This is a genomic window from Citrobacter sp. RHBSTW-00599, assembly GCF_013784065.1.
In the GTDB taxonomy this organism is placed as follows: Bacteria; Pseudomonadota; Gammaproteobacteria; order Enterobacterales; family Enterobacteriaceae; genus Citrobacter; species Citrobacter braakii.
Genome location: NZ_CP056717.1, coordinates 3,420,861 through 3,443,878, shown reverse-complemented (window position 1 = coordinate 3,443,878; position 23,018 = coordinate 3,420,861). Strand labels below are relative to the sequence as shown.

General features: G+C 52.6%; 21 protein-coding genes. 8 read left to right on the top strand and 13 right to left on the bottom strand.

Going from position 1 to position 23,018, the window contains the following annotated elements; genetic code table 11:
* Nucleotides 1-61: 61 nt before the first annotated feature.
* The 4 genes from rhlE to HV243_RS16955 all read left to right on the top strand — a co-directional run bounded on the left by rhlE (nucleotide 62) and on the right by HV243_RS16955 (nucleotide 5,897).
* Nucleotides 62-1,405: an ATP-dependent RNA helicase RhlE gene (gene rhlE, locus HV243_RS16970; RefSeq protein WP_016152359.1), complete on the top strand. Its 1,344-nt coding sequence runs from the start codon at nucleotides 62-64 to the stop codon at nucleotides 1,403-1,405.
* A 96-nt stretch (nucleotides 1,406-1,501) separates the two neighbouring features.
* Nucleotides 1,502-3,652 carry an ATP-dependent DNA helicase DinG gene (gene dinG / locus HV243_RS16965; RefSeq protein WP_046274637.1) on the top strand — a complete coding sequence of 717 codons (2,151 nt, stop codon included), beginning with the start codon at nucleotides 1,502-1,504 and terminating at the stop codon, nucleotides 3,650-3,652.
* A gap of 29 nt (nucleotides 3,653-3,681) precedes the next feature.
* On the top strand, nucleotides 3,682-4,650 hold the full coding sequence (ybiB, locus tag HV243_RS16960) for a DNA-binding protein YbiB (RefSeq protein ID WP_046274638.1): 969 nt from the start codon (nucleotides 3,682-3,684) through the stop codon (nucleotides 4,648-4,650).
* Nucleotides 4,651-4,811: 161 nt separating this feature from the next.
* A complete protein-coding gene (locus tag HV243_RS16955; RefSeq protein ID WP_046274639.1) occupies nucleotides 4,812-5,897 on the top strand; it encodes a malate/lactate/ureidoglycolate dehydrogenase in 1,086 nt (361 codons plus the stop codon).
* Nucleotides 5,898-5,994: 97 nt separating this feature from the next.
* Here HV243_RS16955 and ybiJ read toward each other — a convergent pair whose 3' ends face one another.
* From ybiJ to mcbA, 5 genes are all read right to left on the bottom strand, one after another.
* Nucleotides 5,995-6,255 carry a DUF1471 family protein YbiJ gene (gene ybiJ / locus HV243_RS16950; RefSeq protein WP_016152363.1) on the bottom strand — a complete coding sequence of 87 codons (261 nt, stop codon included), beginning with the start codon at nucleotides 6,253-6,255 and terminating at the stop codon, nucleotides 5,995-5,997.
* Between the two features lie 300 nt (nucleotides 6,256-6,555).
* Nucleotides 6,556-6,822, bottom strand: coding sequence for a DksA/TraR family C4-type zinc finger protein (locus HV243_RS16945; protein WP_053388799.1), 267 nt, complete (start codon nucleotides 6,820-6,822; stop codon nucleotides 6,556-6,558).
* A gap of 75 nt (nucleotides 6,823-6,897) precedes the next feature.
* Nucleotides 6,898-7,575: a PKHD-type hydroxylase YbiX gene (gene ybiX, locus HV243_RS16940; protein WP_053388800.1), complete on the bottom strand. Its 678-nt coding sequence runs from the start codon at nucleotides 7,573-7,575 to the stop codon at nucleotides 6,898-6,900.
* 43 nt (nucleotides 7,576-7,618) lie between these two features.
* Nucleotides 7,619-9,904 carry a catecholate siderophore receptor Fiu gene (locus HV243_RS16935; protein ID WP_046274670.1) on the bottom strand — a complete coding sequence of 762 codons (2,286 nt, stop codon included), beginning with the start codon at nucleotides 9,902-9,904 and terminating at the stop codon, nucleotides 7,619-7,621.
* Nucleotides 9,905-10,197: 293 nt separating this feature from the next.
* Nucleotides 10,198-10,458, bottom strand: coding sequence for a DUF1471 family periplasmic protein McbA (gene mcbA, locus HV243_RS16930; protein ID WP_016152367.1), 261 nt, complete (start codon nucleotides 10,456-10,458; stop codon nucleotides 10,198-10,200).
* 210 nt (nucleotides 10,459-10,668) lie between these two features.
* On the opposite strand from mcbA, the gene rlmF reads away from it, so the two are divergent.
* Nucleotides 10,669-11,595 carry a 23S rRNA (adenine(1618)-N(6))-methyltransferase RlmF gene (gene rlmF, locus HV243_RS16925; protein ID WP_016152368.1) on the top strand — a complete coding sequence of 309 codons (927 nt, stop codon included), beginning with the start codon at nucleotides 10,669-10,671 and terminating at the stop codon, nucleotides 11,593-11,595.
* On the opposite strand, the gene ybiO is transcribed toward rlmF, so the two are convergent.
* The 6 genes from ybiO to rhtA form a co-directional block, all read right to left on the bottom strand.
* A complete protein-coding gene (ybiO, locus tag HV243_RS16920) occupies nucleotides 11,592-13,829 on the bottom strand; it encodes a mechanosensitive channel protein (RefSeq protein ID WP_053388801.1) in 2,238 nt (745 codons plus the stop codon). The two genes, rlmF and ybiO, sit on opposite strands and share 4 nt — an antisense overlap.
* A 118-nt stretch (nucleotides 13,830-13,947) precedes the next feature.
* The gene (gene glnQ, locus HV243_RS16915) at nucleotides 13,948-14,670 is read right to left on the bottom strand and encodes a glutamine ABC transporter ATP-binding protein GlnQ (protein ID WP_003035246.1); all 723 of its coding nucleotides are present in this window, start codon (nucleotides 14,668-14,670) and stop codon (nucleotides 13,948-13,950) included.
* Complete coding sequence (gene glnP / locus HV243_RS16910) at nucleotides 14,667-15,326, bottom strand: glutamine ABC transporter permease GlnP (RefSeq protein WP_003035248.1); 660 nt, start codon at nucleotides 15,324-15,326, stop codon at nucleotides 14,667-14,669. Before glnP ends, glnQ begins: the two co-directional genes overlap by 4 nt.
* A 107-nt stretch (nucleotides 15,327-15,433) precedes the next feature.
* Nucleotides 15,434-16,180, bottom strand: a complete 747-nt coding sequence (gene glnH / locus HV243_RS16905) for a glutamine ABC transporter substrate-binding protein GlnH (protein WP_016152370.1) — start codon at nucleotides 16,178-16,180, stop codon at nucleotides 15,434-15,436.
* 365 nt (nucleotides 16,181-16,545) lie between these two features.
* A complete protein-coding gene (gene dps / locus HV243_RS16900) occupies nucleotides 16,546-17,049 on the bottom strand; it encodes a DNA starvation/stationary phase protection protein Dps (RefSeq protein ID WP_006685362.1) in 504 nt (167 codons plus the stop codon).
* A 303-nt stretch (nucleotides 17,050-17,352) separates the two neighbouring features.
* The gene (gene rhtA, locus HV243_RS16895) at nucleotides 17,353-18,240 is read right to left on the bottom strand and encodes a threonine/homoserine exporter RhtA (RefSeq protein WP_016156069.1); all 888 of its coding nucleotides are present in this window, start codon (nucleotides 18,238-18,240) and stop codon (nucleotides 17,353-17,355) included.
* A gap of 411 nt (nucleotides 18,241-18,651) precedes the next feature.
* Here rhtA and ompX point away from each other — a divergent pair, with 411 nt between their 5' ends.
* Complete coding sequence (gene ompX / locus HV243_RS16890) at nucleotides 18,652-19,167, top strand: outer membrane protein OmpX (protein WP_016152372.1); 516 nt, start codon at nucleotides 18,652-18,654, stop codon at nucleotides 19,165-19,167.
* A gap of 63 nt (nucleotides 19,168-19,230) precedes the next feature.
* Here ompX and HV243_RS16885 read toward each other — a convergent pair whose 3' ends face one another.
* Together HV243_RS16885 and mntS are read right to left on the bottom strand one after the other, a co-directional pair.
* Nucleotides 19,231-20,817, bottom strand: coding sequence for a phosphoethanolamine transferase (locus tag HV243_RS16885; RefSeq protein WP_047359432.1), 1,587 nt, complete (start codon nucleotides 20,815-20,817; stop codon nucleotides 19,231-19,233).
* A gap of 276 nt (nucleotides 20,818-21,093) precedes the next feature.
* Complete coding sequence (gene mntS, locus HV243_RS16880) at nucleotides 21,094-21,222, bottom strand: manganase accumulation protein MntS (RefSeq protein WP_016152374.1); 129 nt, start codon at nucleotides 21,220-21,222, stop codon at nucleotides 21,094-21,096.
* A 186-nt stretch (nucleotides 21,223-21,408) separates the two neighbouring features.
* On the opposite strand from mntS, the gene mntR reads away from it, so the two are divergent.
* Nucleotides 21,409-21,882: a manganese-binding transcriptional regulator MntR gene (gene mntR, locus HV243_RS16875; RefSeq protein ID WP_003831586.1), complete on the top strand. Its 474-nt coding sequence runs from the start codon at nucleotides 21,409-21,411 to the stop codon at nucleotides 21,880-21,882.
* Nucleotides 21,879-22,988, top strand: coding sequence for an anion transporter (locus HV243_RS16870; protein WP_053388802.1), 1,110 nt, complete (start codon nucleotides 21,879-21,881; stop codon nucleotides 22,986-22,988). The genes mntR and HV243_RS16870 overlap by 4 nt, the downstream gene beginning before the upstream one ends.
* The last annotated feature ends 30 nt before the right edge of the window (nucleotides 22,989-23,018 follow it).

The following is a 23,018-nucleotide window of genomic DNA, read 5'->3' as shown; positions in this document are numbered from 1 at the left end:
TTTATTATATGTATCTCCCTGAAAACGACACCGGTAACGGTCAGGGTGGTTCGGAGTTGTTATGTCTTTTGATTCCCTTGGTTTAAACCCTGATATTTTACGTGCCGTTGCCGAGCAGGGTTACCGTGAACCTACCCCTATTCAGCAGCAGGCGATCCCTGCCGTGCTGGAAGGCCGCGATCTGATGGCCAGCGCCCAGACCGGTACGGGGAAAACGGCAGGTTTTACCCTGCCGCTGTTGCAGCACCTGATTACCCATCAGCCGCATGGCAAAAGCCGTCGTCCGGTGCGTGCGCTGATCCTTACGCCAACTCGCGAACTGGCGGCCCAGATTGGCGAAAACGTACGTGATTACAGTAAGTATCTGAATATTCGCTCGCTGGTGGTCTTCGGCGGCGTGAGCATTAACCCGCAGATGATGAAGCTGCGCGGCGGTGTGGATGTGCTGATCGCCACGCCTGGTCGTTTGCTCGATCTGGAACACCAGAATGCGGTGAAACTGGATCAGGTTGAGATTCTGGTACTGGATGAAGCTGACCGCATGCTGGATATGGGTTTTATTCATGATATCCGTCGCGTTCTGGCGAAACTGCCGGCAAAACGCCAGAACCTGCTGTTCTCAGCAACGTTCTCTGATGATATTAAGTCGCTGGCCGAAAAGCTGCTGCACAATCCGCTGGAAATCGAAGTGGCGCGCCGTAATACCGCGTCAGAGCAGGTGACTCAGCACGTTCATTTCGTTGATAAAAAGCGTAAACGTGAACTGTTGTCGCAGATGATCGGTCAGGGTAACTGGCAGCAGGTGCTGGTGTTTACCCGTACCAAACATGGTGCGAACCATCTGGCGGAACAGCTGAATAAAGACGGCATTCGCAGCGCGGCGATCCACGGTAATAAATCTCAGGGGGCGCGTACGCGTGCGCTGGCTGATTTTAAATCCGGTGATATTCGTGTGCTGGTGGCGACCGATATTGCCGCGCGCGGTCTGGATATTGAAGAGCTGCCGCACGTGGTGAACTACGAGCTGCCAAATGTCCCGGAAGATTACGTGCACCGTATTGGTCGTACCGGTCGTGCGGCCGCTACCGGCGAAGCGTTGTCTCTGGTGTGCGTCGATGAACACAAGCTGCTGCGTGACATCGAGAAGCTGCTGAAAAAAGAGATCCCGCGAATTGCGATGCCAGGCTACGAGCCAGACCCGTCCATCAAAGCCGAGCCGATCCAGAATGGTCGCCAGCAGCGTGGCGGCGGTGGTCGCGGCCAGGGTGGAGCAGGGCGTGGCCAGCAGCCGCGTCGTCAGGATGGCGGTGCGCCAAAAGCGAAACCGCGTAGCGGCGAAGGCAAACCGGCGGGCGATAAGCCTCGTCCACCGCGCCGTCCGCGCAAACCGTCTTCAGCGCAGTAATTGCGAGCCCGGCCGAAAGGTCGGGCTTTTCTTTTTGCGACACGTATCAGAACGTGCCACAATAGTGGCTGTTTATACAGTATTTCAGGTTTTCTCATGGCACTAACGGCTGCGCTAAAAGCGCAAATTGCCGCCTGGTATAAGGCGCTTCAGGAACAGATCCCCGACTTTATTCCCCGTGCGCCGCAGCGGCAGATGATTGCTGACGTCGCGAAAACGCTCACTGGGGAAGAAGGGCGGCATCTGGCGATTGAAGCGCCGACCGGGGTGGGGAAAACGCTGTCGTACCTGATTCCCGGTATTGCCATAGCGCGTGAAGAACAAAAAACGCTGGTGGTCAGTACCGCCAACGTTGCTTTACAGGATCAGATCTACAGCAAAGATTTACCGCTGCTGCGCAAAATTATCCCCGATCTGCGTTTTACCGCCGCGTTTGGTCGCGGGCGTTATGTCTGCCCGCGTAATTTAGCGGCGCTGGCCAGTAGCGAACCCAATCAGCAGGATCTGTTGGCCTTTCTCGACGATGACCTGACGCCCAACAACCAGGAAGAACAAAAGCGCTGCGCCAGGCTAAAAGGCGATCTCGATAGCTACAAGTGGGACGGGCTGCGCGATCACACGGATATCGCTATCGACGACGGACTCTGGCAGCGCTTGAGCACTGATAAAGCCAGCTGTTTGAATCGTAACTGTCACTACTATCGTGAATGCCCCTTTTTTGTCGCCCGCCGTGAGATTCAGGAAGCCGAAGTGGTGGTGGCTAACCACGCGCTGGTGATGGCGGCCATGGAAAGCGAAGCTGTTTTGCCGGAGCCGAAGAACCTGCTGCTGGTCCTTGATGAAGGTCACCATTTGCCGGACGTCGCGCGTGATGCGCTGGAGATGAGCGCAGAAATCAGCGCCCCCTGGTATCGGCTGCAGTTGGATCTGTTTTGCAAATTAGTAGCCACCTGCCTGGAACAGTTTCGCCCAAAAACCACGCCGCCGCTGGCGAATGCCGAGCGTCTGAACGGTCACTGTGAGGAACTGTATGAGCTGATTTCATCGCTCAATAACATTCTTAATCTGTATATGCCTGCGACCCAGGAGGCGGAACACCGTTTCGCGATGGGCGAACTGCCTGCGGAAGTGATGGAGATTTGTCAGCGTCTGGCGAAGCTAACAGAAATGCTGCGCGGTCTGGCGGAACTGTTCCTCAACGATCTCAGCGAAAAAACCGGCACCCACGATATTGTGCGTCTGCATCGGGTTATTTTGCAGATGAATCGGGCTTTGGGCATGTTTGAGGCGCAAAGCAAACTGTGGCGGCTGGCTTCGCTCGCGCAGTCGTCAGGCGCGCCGGTGAGTAAATGGGCGACGCGCGAAGTGCGTGACGGGCAGATCCACGTCTGGTTCCACTGTGTGGGGATCCGTGTGAGCGATCAGCTTGAACGACTGCTGTGGCGCAGCGTACCGCATATTATCGTGACCTCCGCCACGCTGCGTTCGCTCAACAGCTTCTCGCGTTTGCAGGAGATGAGCGGGCTGAAAGAAAAAGCAGGGGACCGCTTTATCGCGCTGGATTCACCGTTTAATCACGTTGAGCAAGGCAAAATCGTCATTCCACAGATGCGCTACGAACCGTCAATTGATAACGAAGAGCAGCATATCGCGGAAATGGCCGCCTATTTCCGCGAACAGCTGGAAAGTAAAAAGCATCAGGGCATGCTGGTACTCTTTGCCAGCGGTCGGGCAATGCAGCGTTTTCTTGAGCACGTTACCGATCTGCGTCTGCTGTTGCTGGTACAGGGCGACCAGCCGCGCTATCGACTGGTGGAGCTGCACCGCAAGCGGGTGACCAACGGCGAGCGTAGCGTACTGATTGGGCTGCAATCTTTTGCCGAAGGTCTGGATTTGAAAGGCGACTTGCTGACCCAGGTGCATATTCACAAAATTGCTTTTCCGCCTATCGACAGCCCGGTGGTGATCACCGAGGGCGAGTGGCTGAAAAGCCTGAACCGCTACCCCTTTGAGGTGCAGAGCTTGCCCGCGGCGTCGTTCAATCTGATCCAGCAGGTTGGGCGACTCATTCGTAGCCACGGCTGCTGGGGAGAAGTGGTTATTTATGACAAGCGTTTATTGACCAAAAGCTATGGCAAGCGTTTACTGAACGCATTACCCATATTTCCGATAGAGCAACCTGCTGTGCCAGACGTTATAGTAAAACCAAAAGAAAAAGCGAAACCCACGCGTCGCCGTCGGCGTTAACGATGCGAGCAACAGGCAAGGAGTTATCGATGGATTACCGCAAAATCATCAAAGAGATTGGGCGAGGAAAAAATCACGCGCGTGACCTGGATAAGGATACCGCTCGCGGACTGTATACCCATATGATGAACGGCGAAGTGCCCGATCTTGAGATGGGCGGTGTACTGATTGCGCTGCGTATTAAAGGCGAAGGCGAAGCGGAGATGCTGGGCTTTTACGAAGCGATGCAGAACCACACCATTCGCCTGACTCCGCCAGTGGCCAAACCCATGCCGATTGTCATTCCCAGCTACAATGGCGCGCGCAAGCAGGCAAATTTGACTCCGCTGCTGGCGATTTTACTGCATAAGCTGGGCTTCCCGGTGGTGGTGCACGGTGTCAGCGAGGATCCAACCCGCGTGCTGACTGAAACCATTTTCGAACTGATGGGGATTGCGCCGACGCTGCATGCCGGGCAGGCGCAGGCAAAGCTGGATGGTCATGAGCCGGTGTTTATCCCGGTGAGTGCGCTGTGTCCTCCGCTGGAAAAACAGCTGGCGATGCGCTGGCGAATGGGCGTGCGTAACAGTGCGCATACGCTGGCTAAATTAGCCACGCCGTTTGCCGAAGATGCCGCGCTGCGTCTTTCCAGCGTTTCCCACCCGGAATACGTATCGCGCGTGGCGAAATTTTTCGGCGATATCGGTGGGCGTGCCCTGTTGATGCACGGTACCGAGGGTGAAGTGTACGCCAACCCGCAGCGCTGCCCGCAGATAAGCCTGATAGATTCGTCCGGCGTGCGAGTGCTACAGGACCGGCAGAGCGAGATGCCCGATGAGCCGGTCCCACTGCCGGTGGCTAAAGACCCGGAAACTACCGCGCGCTGGATTGAGCGTTGTCTGGCGGGCAGTGAGCCGGTTCCGGCATCGCTGAAAATCCAGATGGCCTGCTGCCTGGTAGCAACCGGTGAATCCGCGACGCTGGCTGAAGGACTTGACCGCGTCGAGCAAAGCTTCTGATTTTTCTTTCTCCCGACGGGTCATTTGCCTGGCCCGTCGCTTCACGCCTTCCGGCAACGTGAAATTTCTGCACGTTTATTGATCTCCTGAGCGCTGTGGCGCAGCATAGTTTGTTGAAAAATAAGAACCACAATCAACACGCGACACAACAGGAGATAACAATGAACAGTGGACATCGCTTCCATGTGCCAACGCTGCACGCCTTTATCCAGGCCGTTTTTCACCAGATGGGAAGCAATGAACTGGAGGCGCGGCTGGTGGCCGATCATCTGATAGCCTCTAACCTCGCCGGCCACGACTCCCACGGTATCGGCATGATCCCAAGCTATATTCGCTCATTTTCGCAGGGACACCTGCAGATCAACCGCCATGCCAAAGTGGTCAACGATGCGGGAGCGGTGATTACGCTTGACGGCGACTGCGCATTTGGTCAGGTGGCGGCCCACGAGGCAATTACGCTTGGGATCGAAAAAGCGCGCCAGTACGGTATCGCTGCCGTGGCATTACATAATTCGCACCATATTGGACGCATTGGCTACTGGGCGGAGCAATGTGCGGCGGCGGGTTTTGTTTCGGTGCACTTTGTGAATGTGGTAGGGATCCCGATGGTCGCACCGTTTCATGGCCGCGATAGTCGATTTGGCACCAACCCCTTCTGTGTGGTGTTCCCACGTAAAAATACGTTCCCGTTGTTGCTGGACTATGCAACCAGCGCCATCGCGTTTGGCAAAACCCGCGTTGCATGGCACAAGGGTGAGCCGGTGGCTCCGGGATGCCTGATTGATGCTAATGGGGTACCCACAACCGATCCTGCCGTAATGCAGGTCTCTCCGCTGGGGTCGTTGCTGACCTTCGCCCAACACAAGGGTTATGCGCTGGCGGCAATGTGCGAAATTATGGGGGGAGCGCTTTCTGGTGGTAAAACCACACATGAAGAGAGTCTGCAGACCAGCGCGGACGCCATCATTAACTGTATGACGACCATCATTATGAATCCGGAACTGTTTGGCGCGCCGGACTGCGACAACCAGGTCGCGGCATTTGCTAAGTGGGTGAAAGCGTCCCCCCATGCTGAAGATGCCCCGATCCTGTTGCCAGGGGAGTGGGAGGTGAATACTCGTGAAGAACGGCTGGAGCAAGGTATTCCGCTGGATGCCGGAAGCTGGCAGGCGATTTGCGAGGCGGCGTTGCAAATAGGGATGCCAGACGCCGTGTTGCAGGAATTCCGTCAACGACTGGAACACTAAGCAAAAAAAAGCCCGTCCAGTGGCGGACGGGCAAACAAAGGGTAACAAACAGGGTCAATGAGGGTTGGAGCATTGGGTCGTACAGGTAATCTTTCGGTTATTTATAGATAACCGCGGTGCCGCTCATTTTGTCTTTGCCGATAGCGGAAGTGATGCTGTAACCCGTTGCGCCAGCAGCAGTCGCTTTTTCAGCCAGTTTTGCTTCCAGGCCGTCCAGCGTGGTGGCGCCGTCAGCAGATACCACACCAATTTTGTTCATGTTTTGCGCCTGAGTAGAGGAAACTGGCTCGGCAGCGAAAACGCCAAATGACAGGGTAGACAGAGCGATGGCGGCAACAGCAAATTTGATATTTTTCATGATTAATTTCTCGCAGGTTTGTTCTGTTAGTCAGTGTTCTTTAAGAAGACGTTGTTTCGTCGATGTGAGAAGTATCACGTTTTTTTATGCGAGATAAAATCGAATAGAATTGACGACATTAATCAAAAAAATTGAATGACAAATAACTTATTGAATATTAATAAATTCGAAAGAGGGATTTACAGTTCTTGTCATTGCGCCTTACAGAGAAACCGACAACGGCACATTTTGCTACACAGAGTGCAAAAAAGCGTGCTCGTAAAGGAAATCGTATGCGCTGAAACTTTCGGTAAAGATAAGTCAACGTAGCTGGCTGTCTTTCGAACCTCTGCGATTATATCCTGAGAATGCTGCGTTATTTGAATCTTTATCCTGCTGGCATGTGATGCACAAGCGTACGCCGGGCACGGCCTCCCGTCTGGCCTGAGGGATTGGATTACCACATTCTTCGCATTCATACAGACTTTCCCCCGTCGGTAACTCACCGCGGGCGCGGGCAACAGCATCTTCAATAGTATTGTTGATCTGTTCGTTAACAGCGTCGTCATTTGCCCATCCGGATGCCATATCTACCTCCTGCTGATGTCTACAGAATAAGTATAGCGAATGTGATGGCTGAAAAACGACCACGCGTCAGCGGTATCAGATTTCAGACCATTCGCGCAGCAGGTTATGGTAGAGATTGAGAAGCGACAGGATCTCGCTACTCTCCCCATGACGTGTCTTCAGGGACTGGATGTTTTTATCCAGCTCAAAAAGCATGGCGCGATTTTTATCGTCCCGGATCATCGACTGGATCCACATAAAGGACGCCACCCGAACACCATGGGTCACCGGCGTAACGCAGTGCAGACTGCTGGAAGGGTAAAGTACCAGATCGCCTGCCGGAAGTTTTACCGCATGCTGGCCGTAGGTGTCATTGACCAGCAGCTCTCCTCCCTCATAATCGTCAGGATTACTCAGGAATAAGGTGGCGGAAAGATCTGTGCGCATCCAGCCGTTTTGCGGATGACTACGCACCGCGCCGTCAACGTGAAAACCGTAGGTCTCGTTGTCCTGGTAGCGATTGAACAGCGGTGTGGAGAGCGTTTTCGGTAATGCAGCGGCGAAGAATAACGCGCTGTTGTTCACCGCGTTTTGTACCGCCTGTTGTAAAACGCCGTAACGTTCACTTTGCGTATTCACCTGCTGGTTGTTTTTAACCTGCGCGCCCTGAGCGCCCGTGGTTGCGCGGCCATCAACCCAGTCGGCAGCGTCCAGCTGTTCGCGAAACCAGGCGACATCCTGCGCCGACAGAATGCCGGGAATGTGATACATCATCAGTGTTTCTCCTGAAAGTGGGGCTTACGCCCCACGTAAAAGATCAGAAATGCATATTTGCCGTGAGCAGGAAGGTTCTTGGCTCACCCGGATGGTAACGGTATCCACTCTTATTAATGGAGGATACATAATCGGTGTCGAACAGGTTATAGACGTTCAACTGGAAATCGAGATTGCGATTCACGCGATAACCCAGTTTCGCGTCGGCGACCCAGTAACCTTCGGTGTAGGATGGCGTACCCACGGCCCCGTCGGAACCGCGATGCATACTGCCCACGTAGCGAGCGCCCGCGCCAACAGAGATATCATCGGTAGCCTGATACTGGTTCCACAGCGTGAACGCATGTTCTGGCGTATACGGCAGAGATGAAGAACCATCCTGAGCAACGTTTTTGCCGCTGTGGATCGTCGCGCGCTGCTGGGTGTAACCCCCAATAACCTGCCATGCGGGAGTGATGTTCCCTGCTACCGAGAGTTCGTAACCTTCAACGCGCTTCTCCCCGTACTGGGAATATGTGCCGTCGTCGTTCTGCTCAACTTCGTTCTCAATATCCGTACGGAAAATCGCGGCAGTTAACAGCAGGCGCTTATCCAGCACCTCCCATTTGGTGCCGATCTCGCTGGTTTTCGCTTTCTGCGGTTTGAAATCGGTACGGTTCGCACTGTTACCGCTTCCGCCCTGAGCGAGGGCAAAGTTGCTGCCGCCCGGCGGTTGCTGAGAAACGGCGTAGTTAATGTAAACGTTACCGTTATCGGTCAGGTGATACAGCGCGCCCGCTTTCCAGTTCACCAGATTGCCTGATTTGGCAGTATCCACGGTGGTGACCGGAGAACCTTTCGCCACGCCTGTCGGACACGCGACCGCGCCGCGACCAGAAGCGCCGCAAGCGGTGGCGCTGTCATATTCCGTGCGGTAATTGTCGAGGCGAATACCACCGTTTAGTTCAAACTCACGGGTAATCTGTAGCGTATCAAAGGCGTATACACCGAAGGTATCGGTTTGCCCGTTAGCATTAGCGCCGTTACGAGACAATCCGCCGATATTCACATTGCTGTCGGGATGATAGATATTTACCGGCGGCGGGGTGATCGGGTTTACACCATAGTTGGTTTGCGTTTCACGCGTTAGCTCCACGCCGGTGCTGATGTCGTGACCGATGGAGCCCGTGTAAAATTTTGAGGTCAGGTTGGTCTGGTTGGTCAGGATCTTATTGCTGACATCTTTGGTATTTGCCAGGCGTGACCAGGTCCAGGTGTCGACGCTGCTGGTGGGTTGGGTGATGTTAGTCGCGCTGCCCATCACCGCCGTCATCAGATAATCCTGCTTAATGCGTGACCAGCGGGTGGTGTTGCGAATAGTGGTGCTGTCGTTCAGGTCATGTTCAAAACGCATCGTTGCGGTATCGGTCGTCGAATCGTCGTAATCAGAGTTGGTACCGTAGAAGTTATGCGTATCCACTTTTCCTGACTGATTCAGTGCAGCAGTCCCCGCGGAAGGCGCGGAATATCCCGGCAGACCGATGGTCGGGACACCTCCATCCGGGGTGTTGTGCTGGGTGACATGCAGATAGTTCAGATACAGTCGGTTCTCAGTGCCTAAGCCAAAGGCGAGAGAGGGGGCCACACCATAACGTTCATTCTTAACGTTATCGCGACCGGCATCATGCGTTTTTTCACCCATCAGGTTTAACCGTGCAGCGGTGGTCTCGCCGATGACCTGGTTAATGTCCAGCGTACCACGGCGGAACCAGGCGCTACCGACGCTGGCCGAGGCATCGATCCCTGAGTCAGTGCGCGGCTGTTTGCTGATCATATTGATGGAGCCCGTTGGTGCGCTACGGCCATAGTCGGTGCCGGAGGGGCCTTTGATCACTTCAACCTGTTCGGTATTGAAAGTGTCGCGCGTAACGCTGCCAATATCACGGATACCGTCGATATAAATACTGTTCGAGGTATCCGCACCACGCATGTAAACCGCGTCGCCGGTAGTGGAGTTGCCGTTCTCACCGGCGAAAAACGCGCCAACGCCCGGTACGTTTTTCAGCGCATCGGTCAGATTGGTTGCACCTTGATCCTTAATCACCTGCTCAGAAATCACTGTCATGGTGCGGGTTGTATCCGCTACCGGGCGGGAGAACTTAGGGTCGGCAGACTGCGTTGGGGCGTATAACGAAGGTTTGGCCGCTTCAACAACCAACGTATCTTCTTGTTTTTTATCTTGATCGCCCGCGGCGACAGCCTGAGCTACCGGAGACAGGCCAATACACAGACCGGCAAAAAAAGTCAGTGAATGAAAACTACTGGCAGGCAAATTGCGATTTTTATCCATGTTAGTGAGTGACTTATTATTTTTTGAGTAGACGGTTTCACTCGCGCGAAGGGACATCTCTGTGGATGTTATACCCTGCAGGCCTCGCGGGAGTGAATGTGTAATTGATAATGATTTTGATAAGCATTACTAATCAGTGCGACGTTTTAGCATTCATTAATTCAAAAATAAATACATTTATTTACATTGGATTCAAAATTGCTACACGATGATTACAATTTGAGCGGTGAACGACGTGAACAGTAGGTAGCAAACTGCATTCGGGGTGAATGCAGTTGGGCTAAGGTGAGGGACTACTTATAGATAGTTGCGCTGCCGTACATCTGGTTTTTACCGCCCGCAGAATTGACGACAAAGCCTTTTGCGCCTTGCTCTTTCGCTTTCTCTGCCAGCTTGTCTTCGAGATCGCTCAGGTTAGAAGCTCCGGTAGCGAAAACAGTGCCGGAAGCTTGTAGCTGGCCGGTTTGGGGGCTGGTGTAGGGCTGTGCAGCAAAGGACGCAAATGTCATGCCGGTCAGTACGGTAGCGGCAAGGAATGTGAGGCATTTCTTCATGGTGATATCCTCTGAGAAACAACAGGTCGTGCCTGATAAGTTTAGGCCGTCAGTGGATAACATTTACCGCAAAAAACTGGTGATGAGATGTCTGTTTTTTGAACAATCAGCAAGCCATCAAATAGGTATAAAAAAAGCAAATTTCCTTGCTGTGTGTTTACCGCGTGGCGTTATGCGGGTATCTTACGCCGCTGTTAAAAGGAGAATGCTATGTCCCCCCAGAAACCGGGATTACACCCACGCAACCGCCACAATGGCCGTTATGATCTTGCGACTTTATGCCAGGTTACACCCGAGTTGACGCAATTTCTCACCCTCACGCCGGGCGGCGAGCAGAGTGTTGATTTTGCGAATCCGCAGGCAGTGAAGGCGCTCAATAAAGCACTGCTGGCGCATTTTTATGCGGTGAAAAACTGGGATATTCCAGACGGTTTTCTGTGCCCGCCGGTTCCTGGTCGCGCTGACTACATTCACCATCTGGCCGACCTGTTAGGTGAAACCAGCGGAACCATTCCGGCAAATGCGAGCGTGCTGGACGTGGGAGTTGGGGCAAACTGTATTTATCCGCTGATCGGCGTGCATGAATATGGCTGGCGATTCACCGGTAGTGAGACCAGTAGCGAAGCGTTTAACAGCGCTCAGGCGATCGTAAATGCCAATCCGGGGTTAACTCGTGCTATTCGTCTGCGTCGCCAGAAAGATGCTACGGCAATCTTCAACGGTATCATTCACAAGAATGAGCAATATGAAGCCACATTGTGTAACCCGCCGTTCCATGATTCTGCGGCTTCAGCCCGCGCCGGAAGCGAGCGCAAACGTCGTAATCTGGGGCAGGATAAAGATGATGCGCTGAACTTTGGCGGGCAGCAGCAGGAGCTGTGGTGTGAAGGCGGTGAAGTGGCATTCATCAAAAAAATGATCGCCGAAAGCCAGGCCTTTGGCCGTCAGGTGATGTGGTTCACCACGCTGGTTTCGCGCGGTGAGAATTTGCCACCGCTGTACCACGCGTTAACGGATGCGGGCGCGGTGAAAGTGGTTAAGAAAGAGATGGCCCAGGGGCAAAAGCAGAGTCGCTTTATTGCCTGGACCTTTATGGATAACGATCAGCGTCGCCGTTTTATGGCGCGTAAACGCTAAAGCGTTGGCTCGGTTGGCGGCAGCGGTTCGCTTGCTGCCGACGCAGGGCCATTCACCGGCGCAGGCAAAACCTGATACGTCTGTACCGGCGCGCGTACGTTGGCCAGATCGAAGTATTTCTTCACCTGGCTGTCGAGCGCGAAACGTACCGTCCACTGTTTCAGCGGTAATGTGGTAAATGAGACCCGTAGCGTGAAGGCCGTATTGGTTAAGCCCACAATCCCGGCAAACGACGGTTCGCCAATAATCAGCCCGCGAATATCGTCCTGTTCCATCACCGCAGCCACAGCGTCTTTCAACGCCTGATTCGCTTTATCTGCATCCTCATGGCGGTCTACGTCGTAATTGGCGACGACCGATCCAATCCCGCGCACAAAGTTGGCGAAGGTCGTTATCGATGACCAGGGAATGATATGGTACGCCCCGGTGTCCTGACGGACGCCCACAGAGCGGATGGACATCCGTTCAACCGTACCGGTGAGTGGACCGATGGTCACCAGGTCGCCGGTGTTCATGCCATTTTCGAACTGAATAAAGATCCCGGTAATAATATCTTTTACCAGCGTTTGCGAGCCGAAAGAGATAGCCAGCCCCAGCGCCCCGGCCCCGGCCAGTAAGGGCGCGATATTGACGCCAATTTCGGATAGCACAATCATGATGGTGATCGTGCTGATGATCACCGCCAGCGCGTTGCGAAACAGCGTCAGCAGGGTGCGGGTACGGGCGCTGGGGAGCGGGCGGCCGTGAATATCGGAAGCCAGACGATTTTCAATCAGGCTGGCAAGGATCGTCCAGCCGATGGCGGAGAAGAATAAAATCAGTGCGATACGGATCAGGATATCCACCGTTTTTTCTCCTGCGCCGTAATGCAGCCAGTTCCAGAAGTCGAACAATCCCCAGGCATTCAGTAGCAGCATTACCGCGACGCACACCGTCAGGATCCTGGCCACGCTTAACGCCGTCGACAGCCAGCCATTCAACCGTTTTTGTAGTTCCGGATAGCTGCGCTGGGTGTGTGGCGAAAGGGTAATAGTTTTGGCTATCCAGCGGGAAAACATGCCGGAAACAAAGGCGGCAATTCCAATGATTACCAGACTGCGCAGCGTAGCGCCCATCATGAATTTCAGGCTGTTGCCAGGATCAAACAGCGAGAAGAAAAACAGCACAATGAAGTAGGCGCTGGCCAGCCAATGCCATACCAGCGCAAAGGCGCGGATAAACAGGCTGAAAAACGCTAACGATCTTTCCGCCAGATTCAGCAAATGCTGCGTTATCTCTTTCTTGTTTCTGAAAATCAGGTACAGCGCCCATAGCGTGATACACAGCATGATGATGACGTTGGCCATCGCGCCGACCTGCACGTTGACCTGATTCGAGATAATGGGCACGGCAACGATAAGTCCGTATCCAATCAGGCTGCTCAATGAACTTAAACGGCGATTCCAGTAGCGCGCACCGGCATCCTGAATGTTAAACGGGCGCAGTTCGGCCACCGTTGGGCAAAATATCAGGCGCAGAATGGCTTTGAAGAACTCAATCAGCGCAAAGGCATTGAGAAACAGACTTTGCTGAAAGGCGATAGTGCGGCTACCGGCGTTCATTCTGTCGCTCAGTATCTGCCCGACAAACAAAGTCAGCGCCAGCAGAAGCAAATCGATAATGAATGCGCCGATGATCATCGCCGGAAGCTGGAGCCAGTTGCTGCGTTCGCGGTTTTTCCGTCGTGCCCATTGCCCCATTTTGCGATACAGCGGCAGCGCGCACAGGCGAAGCAGCCAGAAAAAACCGAACACTGACGCCGCCAGCATTAAAAAATGGGTCAGGGCATTGGTGAACGTTTGCGGGTTGAAGGTTTTGTGTGGTGCATCGGTAATATTGCGGTAAAGCTGAGCAAAGCGGCTGGAGAGCGCCTCACCGTAGTGGCGGGTGACATCCGTGACGTTTTCCAGCACCGTTTTTTCTTCCGTTAACGTGGGCGGAACAATGGTTGGCACCGGCTCGGCAGGGGGCGCTGTCGCCACTTTGCGTAACTGACCGATCAGTTCCTGGCGCGAGGCGTCATTTTCCAGCACATCAGCCAGTGCGCCGTAGGCCGCTTTCTTCTGTTCAACATCCGGCTCTTTCGTCGGCGCGGTTTGCGCGTTGGTTGACGTTGTCGTAGTGACGCCAGGTATCGTCACCGCCTGAGTCGGGAGACTCACCAGACAAACAAAGATGAACAGGATCCAGCGCATGACTCCTCCCATGAGAAAATAAATTCAAAAGGATAAGTATAGATGCCAGGGCGGGGGAGAAATGAAATGAGAGGATTCTGGTGAAAAACCTCCCTTCAGGCGAAGGGAGGGAGAGCTATCAGGAAACGTGCTGCAAGAATTCCTGTAAACGTTGGCTGGGCGGATTTTCAATCAGGGCCTGCGGATTACCGTCTTCGGCAATACGTCCTTTATCGATGAAAATCAGGCGTGAAGCCACTTTTTCGGCAAAGCCGATTTCGTGGGTCACAATGACCATGGTCATCCCTTCCTCCGCCAGATCCTGCATAACTTTTAGAACTTCGTGGCGCAGTTCCGGGTCCAGCGCTGAGGTTGGCTCATCAAACAGCATCATTTTCGGCTTCACCGCCAGCGCACGGGCGATCGCCACACGCTGCTGTTGACCGCCAGACAGCTCAGAAGGGTAGTGATGCGCACGCTCGGCCAGACCTACTTTCGCCAGCAGCTCTTTAGCCAGTTTCTCGGCCTGTTCTTTATTCGCTCCGCGTACGCGCTGCGGTCCGAACATGACGTTTTCCAGCGCCGTCAGATGCGGGAACAGGTAGAACTGCTGAAACACCATCCCGGCTTCCTGGCGGATTAACCGCTCGTCTACCTTTGGATCGTTTACCTTCAGACCGTCGACGATCAGATCGCCAGAGGTTATCTCTTCCAGTTTGTTAATGCAGCGCAGCAGGGTTGATTTGCCGGACCCGGATGGCCCGATAATTACCACCACTTCGCCCTGCTGAATGTTCAGGTCAATATTGTGCAGCACCTGGGTTGGGCCAAAGTGCTTAGAAACGTTTTTAAATTCAATCACAGGATTTTCATCCTTCTTTCCAGACGACGCAGAATGAAGCTCAGCACCAGCGTAATGATCAGATAGAACACCGCAACGGCGCTCCAGATTTCCAGTGCGCGGAAGTTACCGGCAATGATTTCCTGGCCCTGACGGGTCAGTTCAGCGACGCCAATGACAATAAACAGCGAGGTATCTTTAATGCTGATGATCCACTGGTTGCCCAGCGGTGGCAGCATACGACGCAGCGCGAGAGGTAAAATAACGTGGCGGATAGTCTCTGTACGTGAAAGCCCAAGCGCCAGTCCGGCTTCGCTGAATCCTTTATGGATTGAGAGCACCGCGCCGCGGGTGATTTCCGCAATATAGGCGCCGGAGTTGATCATGATGGTGACAACGGCGGCGCTAAAGGGATCAATGCGTAAATCGTTAAATGCCATTGGCAGGGCAAAGTAAATAAACATCACCTGCACAACGATTGGCGTACCGCGAATGACTTCGATAAACACCAGCGCTACGTGGTTGGCTATCCAACCGCCGAAAGTACGCGCAAACCCTGCTGCAAGCCCGATTATCAGACCGCCTGCCAGACCGAGGACCGAGATCCACAGGGTCATTTTGGCGCCTTCAATCAAAAGCGGGATGGCGGGCCAGATGGCACTCCAGTCAAACTGCATATTTCGTTCCTGTTACCGTGGTGAGAAAAGTAATGAGCCATAACGCGATGACTCAAAATTGCAGGCCCGGCGGCGCTGGCGCTACCGGGCGTTACAGAACGTTCTTGTTATTTAGGTTCGGTACCGAACCATTTTTTGTAGATTTCGTTGTATGTGCCGTTCTCTTTCAGCGTTTTCAGCGCGCCGTTCACTTTCTCACGCAGTTCATCGCTGCCTTTCGGGAAGGCGATACCGTACTGCTGGGCTTCCAGGGATTCGCCTACAGCTTTGAACTGACCGTTGCCAGCGGTTTTGATGAAGTAAAGAATGTTTGGCGTGTCGTGCAGCACGGCGTCTGCGCGGTTGGTGCCCAGTTCCATATATGCGTTATCGATATTCGGGAACTGACGCAGATCTTTGGTTTTGATGTTAGCTTTCGCGTAATCAACGGAACCCGTGCCGCTCTTCACCGCGACGACTTTACCATCCAGATCTTTCACGCTTTTCACGTCGTTATTATTCGCTTTGACCATCACTAACAGACCGCTTTTGTAGTAGCCGTCAGAGAAGTCGATCGCTTTTTTACGCTCATCAGTGATGGTGATACCCGCCAGCGCCAGGTCGATATTCTTGGTTTGCAGAGCCGGGATGATGCCGCTGAAATCCATTGGTTTCAGTTCATAATCCAGCTTCAGTTCTTTGGCCACGGCAGCCCACAGATCCACATCAAAACCAACGTATTTGTCACCCTGTTTGAATTCGAACGGTACAAACGCGGTGTCGGTTGCGACAACCAGTTTTTTATCTGCGGCATGGGAGGACACCGCAAAAGCCAGGGTAAGTGCAGCCAGTGAGACTTTTAATACAGACTTCATAGGATTTCCTTTTATATCCACGGGGCGATCCCCTGCGAGAACATATGGCTTAATGAAAAAATCGTGCCAGTTTTGCAACTCATTGTTTTAACAAGAGGGTGTCTCGTTTCTCTGCACAATAAGTAGGGCAAAGTGGGCGATCTGCACTATTTTGGGGCACTCATTTGGTGCGTACCTGACACAGTGCAAACGGTATGACTATTTAGCGTAAAAATTGTTGATAAAACAATCTTTCGTTAACGATTGTGTGAAGTGATTATTACAAATAATTTACTTTGGAGTGACGAACGATCAATGTCATGCACCATAGATGTGCAAAACCCCCGCCAGGGCGAGGGTTATATAGGTAATTCTTATGTCTGCTGTTATTCAATGTTGGCTTCGATAAACCACAGGAATTTGTCGAGGTCGCGTGAAGCGGCGGTGAAGATATCTGCTGTATCTTCGTCTTTTGCTTCGCTAATGGCTTTACGGACGCTGTTAGCGACGACGGCATAACGATCGGCCAGCTCTTTTAAGTGGTCCTGTACGCTATGGATATCCAGCGGATAGCTTTTCAGAGGCGTTTTGCTGTTAATAACCTGGGTGGTACCCAATGCCACACCGCCTAACTGTACGGCGCGCTCAGCCATGGTATCGAGGTGGTCGGTCAGGGCAGTACGGAAGCCATCGAGCATTTCATGCACAGCAATGAAGTTCGCGCCGCGCATGTTCCAGTGAGCCTGTTTGGTGATCAAAGACAGGTCGATGAACTGGATCACTTGCTGATTCAGCAGCTCTACGGTCGCTTTCTTTTCGCTATCTGTTACATCGTTGCGGGTATAAAGGAGGGCAGATGCTTTTGTTTTTACCAGTTTTGCGGTACTCATATTTTCATATCCTCTTGATAATTATGTCCCAGCTCTTCAACGGGAATAAGTATAGCGTGAATTTTGGATTTATTTTTCCGGTGTTACCTATCACTTTAATAGCGAAGAGAGAGGTGGATGTGAAATAACTAATAAAATCATATATATATGATGGTTGTTAATGGAGGTGTGTTATTTTTATGTTAATGTAAAAATTTCAAGAAATATGCAGATGAGAAAATTATATTTATTAGAATAATTATCACGCAGATTTACAATTGAATATTCTGCATGATTATGCAAACCATGCAGAATATTAAGTGGTTAATTCACGTCAACTTGCTTAATTTGTGGTTCTTTGCGAATAGTGAGCGTCGAACCCATTGATGCGACAATAATGGCGCCCAGAGCGAGCGTCTGGACAAGCGTCAGCGTTTCACCGAGGAAGATCATTCCTGAAACCGCAGCCAGTGCGGGTTCCATACTCATCAGAGTACCAAAAGTGCGAGTTGGCAGCCGCGTCAACGCAATCATCTCCAGCGAGTAGGGAAGCGCAGTGGAGAGGACCGCAATGGCCAGGCCTAACGGTAGAATGGACCAGTGCCACAAGGCATCCCCGGCCTGGAGCGCGCCGATGGGTACAAAAATCAGCGCCGCAATTAATGACCCTACCGCAACGGTCGCCGGACCATGTTCCGCGCCGGCACGTTGCCCGGTAAGAATATAGATTGCCCAGCAGGCGCCAGCGCCCAGCGCCAGCGCAGCACCGGTTAAATCCACGTGAGAAACGTCCTGACCTAACGGCAGCAGGAACCAAAGCCCGAGTACAGCCAGTGCAACCCAAATGAAATCCACCGGACGTCGGGATGAAAACAGCGCTACCGCGAGCGGGCCGGTGAACTCCAGCGCTACGGCAATTCCCAGCGGGACGGTCTGGATTGACAGGTAGAAGAGATAGTTCATCCCGCCCAGAGACAGACCATAAAACAGCAGCGGCAGGCGTTGTTCTTTGGCGAATCGCAAACGCCAGGGTTTAAAGAAGGCAATAAGGATGAGGGTGCCCAGCGCAAGGCGCAATGCGGTAACGCCCGGCGCACCGACGAGTGGGAATAGCGATTTTGCCAGAGATGCTCCGCTTTGAATGGAGGACATAGCAATAAGCAAAACCAAAATAGGCAACCAGACTGGCGCTTTACGTGACGACCCCGGCATCCTTTCTCCTGTCAAATGATAATTACACGCCTTCATCTGCGTGACGTTGCAAATTTGCTACGACACGGATGACGTGATGTATAGAAAAGTAAAACAGCGAGTGTAATGGAAATACGCACCGCTGGTTGAGTATTCGTTGAAAAAAAAATTGCTCAGTTCCGTACAATGGCATGAAAGTGATGGATTAATAATCTGTGTGATTAGGAATATTCTGGATGAATGTGCCATATTGTGCGCGCAATAATGGCATTTTAGGTTAGAAAAGTGATGTTAATTGAAAGAGATAGCGGGTTTCTGAAACGTTCTGTTACATGAAAGACCCCGTTAGACATCGCGAATCGCAAAGAGTTTCCCATCAATTTTTGGTATATTTAAAACTTAGGATTTACTTGAAGCACATTTGAGGTGGTTATGAAAAAAATTGCATGTCTTTCAGCACTGGCCGCTGTTCTGGCTTTCTCCGCAGGTACTGCTGTAGCTGCGACTTCTACCGTTACCGGTGGTTACGCTCAGAGCGATGCTCAGGGCGCAGCGAACAAAATGAACGGTTTTAACCTGAAGTATCGCTACGAGCAGGACAGCAACCCGCTGGGTGTTATCGGTTCCTTCACTTACACTGAAAAAGATCGTACCGATGCGTCTGGCGACTACAACAAAACCCAGTACTACGGCATCACTGCTGGTCCGGCTTACCGTCTGAACGACTGGGCAAGCATCTACGGTGTAGTGGGTGTTGGCTACGGTAAATTCCAGAACGCAGCATCCCCGGCTGATAACCACACCACCAGTGACTACGGTTTCTCTTACGGTGCTGGTCTGCAGTTCAACCCGATCGAAAACGTTGCTCTGGACTTCTCCTACGAGCAGAGCCGTATTCGTAGCGTTGACGTTGGCACCTGGATCGCTGGCGTGGGTTACCGCTTCTAATCACTTCGGTGATACAAAAAATCCGCCTCTCGGGGCGGATTTTTTTTGTGTGCAATTCAGAGATTAACGAGATTTGGTCTCAAAGATGTCGGTACCCAGATGGTTGTAGTCCACCTTCTGCAATTTGAAGTTGGTGATGTACACCGGGCCAGCCTTTTTCTCTGAAATAAAGCGATAGCTGTTGGTGATTTCCTTCGCGCTTATCCCCGTCCACTGCGAGAAAAAGCTGAGGAAATCATTGGCGGAGCGACGGGCTTTAATCACCCGGTGTGCTTTATCATCGCTCGACAGCACCATAAATGGTACCTGGAAATTCTGCTGGAACTGATCGTCATGCGCCAGGTACTGCACCTCTTTCCCCCGCTCTTTAAACGCGAGGCCATGATCGGAGAAATAGACCATTGAGAAGCTGTTACCGCTGTTACGTAACTGATCGTAAAGCTGGCGCAGCAGGTCATCCGTCTGCGTCATGGTGTACAGATAGCAAGATGTCTCTTTTGACTGGACGAAAGTCTCGTATTTACCCTGCGTCCGGTCGCAGGCCTGCGGATGCGAGCCCATTAAATGCAGCACGATAAGCTGTGGCTGAGTGCGCTCGGTTGCCAGCACCTGGGCGGTCATCTTCAACAACGCTTCGTCACGGGTATTTTTATCCGCTTCGAAATCACCGCTTTTGAGGAACTGAACTTCATCAGCTCGCTTCGCAATGCTGGCGATGGCCGTATCGTATTCACCAATCTGTCCCTGATTGGAGAACCACCACGTCTGGAATCCCGCGCGGTTGGCCAGAGTGACAAAGTTATCCTGGAACTGGGGTTTATTGTCGACCACCCGATTTAGCGTCAGGCCGAGTGATTTTTGTGTCGAACCGCTTGCCGCGATGTAATCCGCGAAGATGTAGCCGTTAACGGAACTGGCAAACGGGGTGTTATCCCAGTGGCCGCCAAAAGCGCCTAACGCATCGCGGCGGGCGCTTTCGCCGATGACCACCACGTAGGTATGATACTTCGGCTTCACCGCAGTTACCGTCCAACTGTCTTTCACGCTCGCCAGCTTCGCCATACGCTCTTGTTCGTCGAGCACTTCGTTGTTATTAACGATAACGTCCTTGGCAAAGCGGAAAACCGGATAGCCAGTGTCTTTCAGCTTGAACACGCCGCCCCAGGCCAGGTTTTGCACCGGGGTCACAAAGAACGCGACAACGCTGAACAGCAAACAAATGCTGTCGAACTTATTCCAGCTACGCTGCTGCACCTCTTTTTTACGGCGTACGGCGATAACACCGAGGGCGAAAATAAACACCCCAACCAGATAACTGTACCAGGGGAAGATGGTCAGAATTTCAGTAGACTCTTCCATATTGGTTGAGTGCAGCGCCAGCAAGGTATTGAAGTTCGGCGAACCGTAAGCCTGGCCAAACGGGAAGTACATTGCCGCTATCAGCGAGCAAATGCCAATCAGCACTTTCTGCGCACGCGGCGCGCTGCGCCACAGCAGCATCAATATACAGGTGAAAGCAACGCTATAGAGCAGGCTAAGCGGATAGCCCAGCGCAAGGTTGATCAGCAGAGACTGTAAGAAATAGAGGCCAGTCCACGGACTAATCGCCCGGCTACGAGCAATGATTGAATCTTTGAGGGTTAAATTCATATGCCACTGTTACAAAAACGCCATGTGCTTACCCTGGCGCTAAGGGTCATTGCCTGCCTGAGAGAGCGAGAAGGGGGATAGGGTCCGCATCCGCGAGCCGCAATATATGCAGGGCTGCGAAAAGATAGAGTGTGTGCAAGAGAAGGTCAACTACTACTAAGAAATTGTTTTGCGAGGGGCGTGGCAAAACTGACAAAAAGAAGGGTTATTGGCACGAAAACGATCACCGTATCCGAGTTACGGCAGGAAAATGAAGCGGCGTGCCGCGACGCCGCATTATTTATCTGCAGGTTTATCCTGCTCTGGTTTGCTGTTAATCATGTCGCACAGCATAGAGATCAGCATTAACCGTACTTTAAAGGGAGAGTGGCTAAACACGCGTATACACCTCTTAAATTCATTCATATAAACCTCCTGACTTCACGATCCCATCAGTCCTTGAGGGATGTCTTTATTATATACAGATATAGCACAGGCTATATTATATAGCTATTGCTAAAACGTTAATTTTTTGTACCCACGCAACTCTGGTTTACAATGAGCGTTCTCTAATCAGATGCCGTTAACGCGTCACAGTAACGAGGAAGCAGAATGAGTCGTCGCGCAGGTATGCCAACAACAAAAAAAGTGACGCAATTGGTGAATGTCGAAGAACACGTTGAAGGATTTCGTCAGGTCCGGGAGGCACATCGCCGTGAGCTGATTGATGACTACGTAGAGCTGATTTCCGATCTCATTATTGAGGTGGGTGAAGCGCGCCAGGTAGATATGGCCGCACGGCTTGGGGTTTCCCAGCCGACGGTTGCTAAAATGCTTAAGCGTCTTGCTTCAGTTGGGTTGATTGAAATGATCCCCTGGCGGGGCGTGTTTTTAACCGCAGAAGGTGAACGACTGGCTCAGGAGAGTCGGGAGCGTCACCAGATTGTGGAGAATTTCCTGCTGATGTTAGGTATCAGCCCGGAAATTGCCCGTCGCGACGCGGAGGGAATGGAGCATCACGTCAGTAAGGAAACGCTGGAGGCTTTTAGCCGGTTTACGCAACAGCAAGGCACAGGCTCTGAATGAGTTTTCCTTTACTACGCGCCTTACAGCGCGATCGCTTTTTTCAGCTGTTAATCATCGTCGGGGTTGTACTGAGCCTGTTCGTGCCGTTTACGCCACGGTCGTGGCCGGGGGCGATAGACTGGCACACGATCATTACACTTAGCGGCCTGATGTTACTGACCAAAGGCGTGGAGCTAAGCGGTTACTTCGATGTGTTAGGGCGCAAGATGACCCGGCGCTTTAACACCGAACGTCAATTGGCGATATTTATGGTGCTGGCGGCAGCGCTGCTGTCGACGTTTCTGACCAACGATGTTGCGCTGTTTATTGTTGTTCCGCTGACGATCACCCTGAAAAAATTGTGCGCCATTCCTGTAAATCGCCTGATTATCTTTGAGGCGCTGGCGGTAAACGCCGGTTCGTTGCTCACGCCAATAGGTAATCCGCAAAACATTCTGATGTGGGGACGCTCCGGCTTATCGTTTACCGCGTTTACCTGGCAGATGGCGCCGCTTGCGGGGGCCATGATGCTGACATTGGTGGCGCTGTGCTGGTTCAGTTTCCCGTATAAAGATTTGCATTATCATACCGGTACGCGCGCGCCTGACTGGCAACCACGCCTGGTGTGGAGCTGTCTGGGGCTGTATATCATTTTCCTGGCGGCACTGGAGTTAAAACAAGAGCTGTGGGGCCTGGCGATCGTTGCGGCAGGATTCATGGTGCTGGCTCGCCGCGTGATCCTCAGCGTGGATTGGACGCTGCTGTTGGTGTTTATGGCGATGTTCATTGATGTGCACTTGCTGACGCAACTCCCGGCCTTGCAGGAGATTACCCACCAGATTGGCACGCTTTCAGCGCCGGGGCTTTGGTTGACGGCCATTGGCCTGTCGCAGTTTATCAGTAATGTTCCCAGCACGATTTTGCTGCTGAACTACGTCCCACCAACGCTGCTGCTGGCCTGGGCGGTCAATGTGGGCGGTTTTGGGTTGTTGCCGGGATCGCTGGCGAATCTTATTGCTTTACGGATGGCAAACGATCGACGGATCTGGTGGCGTTTTCATTGGTATTCGGTGCCGATGCTGATATGGGCGGCGCTGGTAGGGTATGGTTTATTGCAGGTGATGTGAGGATTGTGCCCGATAGGGCTGGCGCTTATC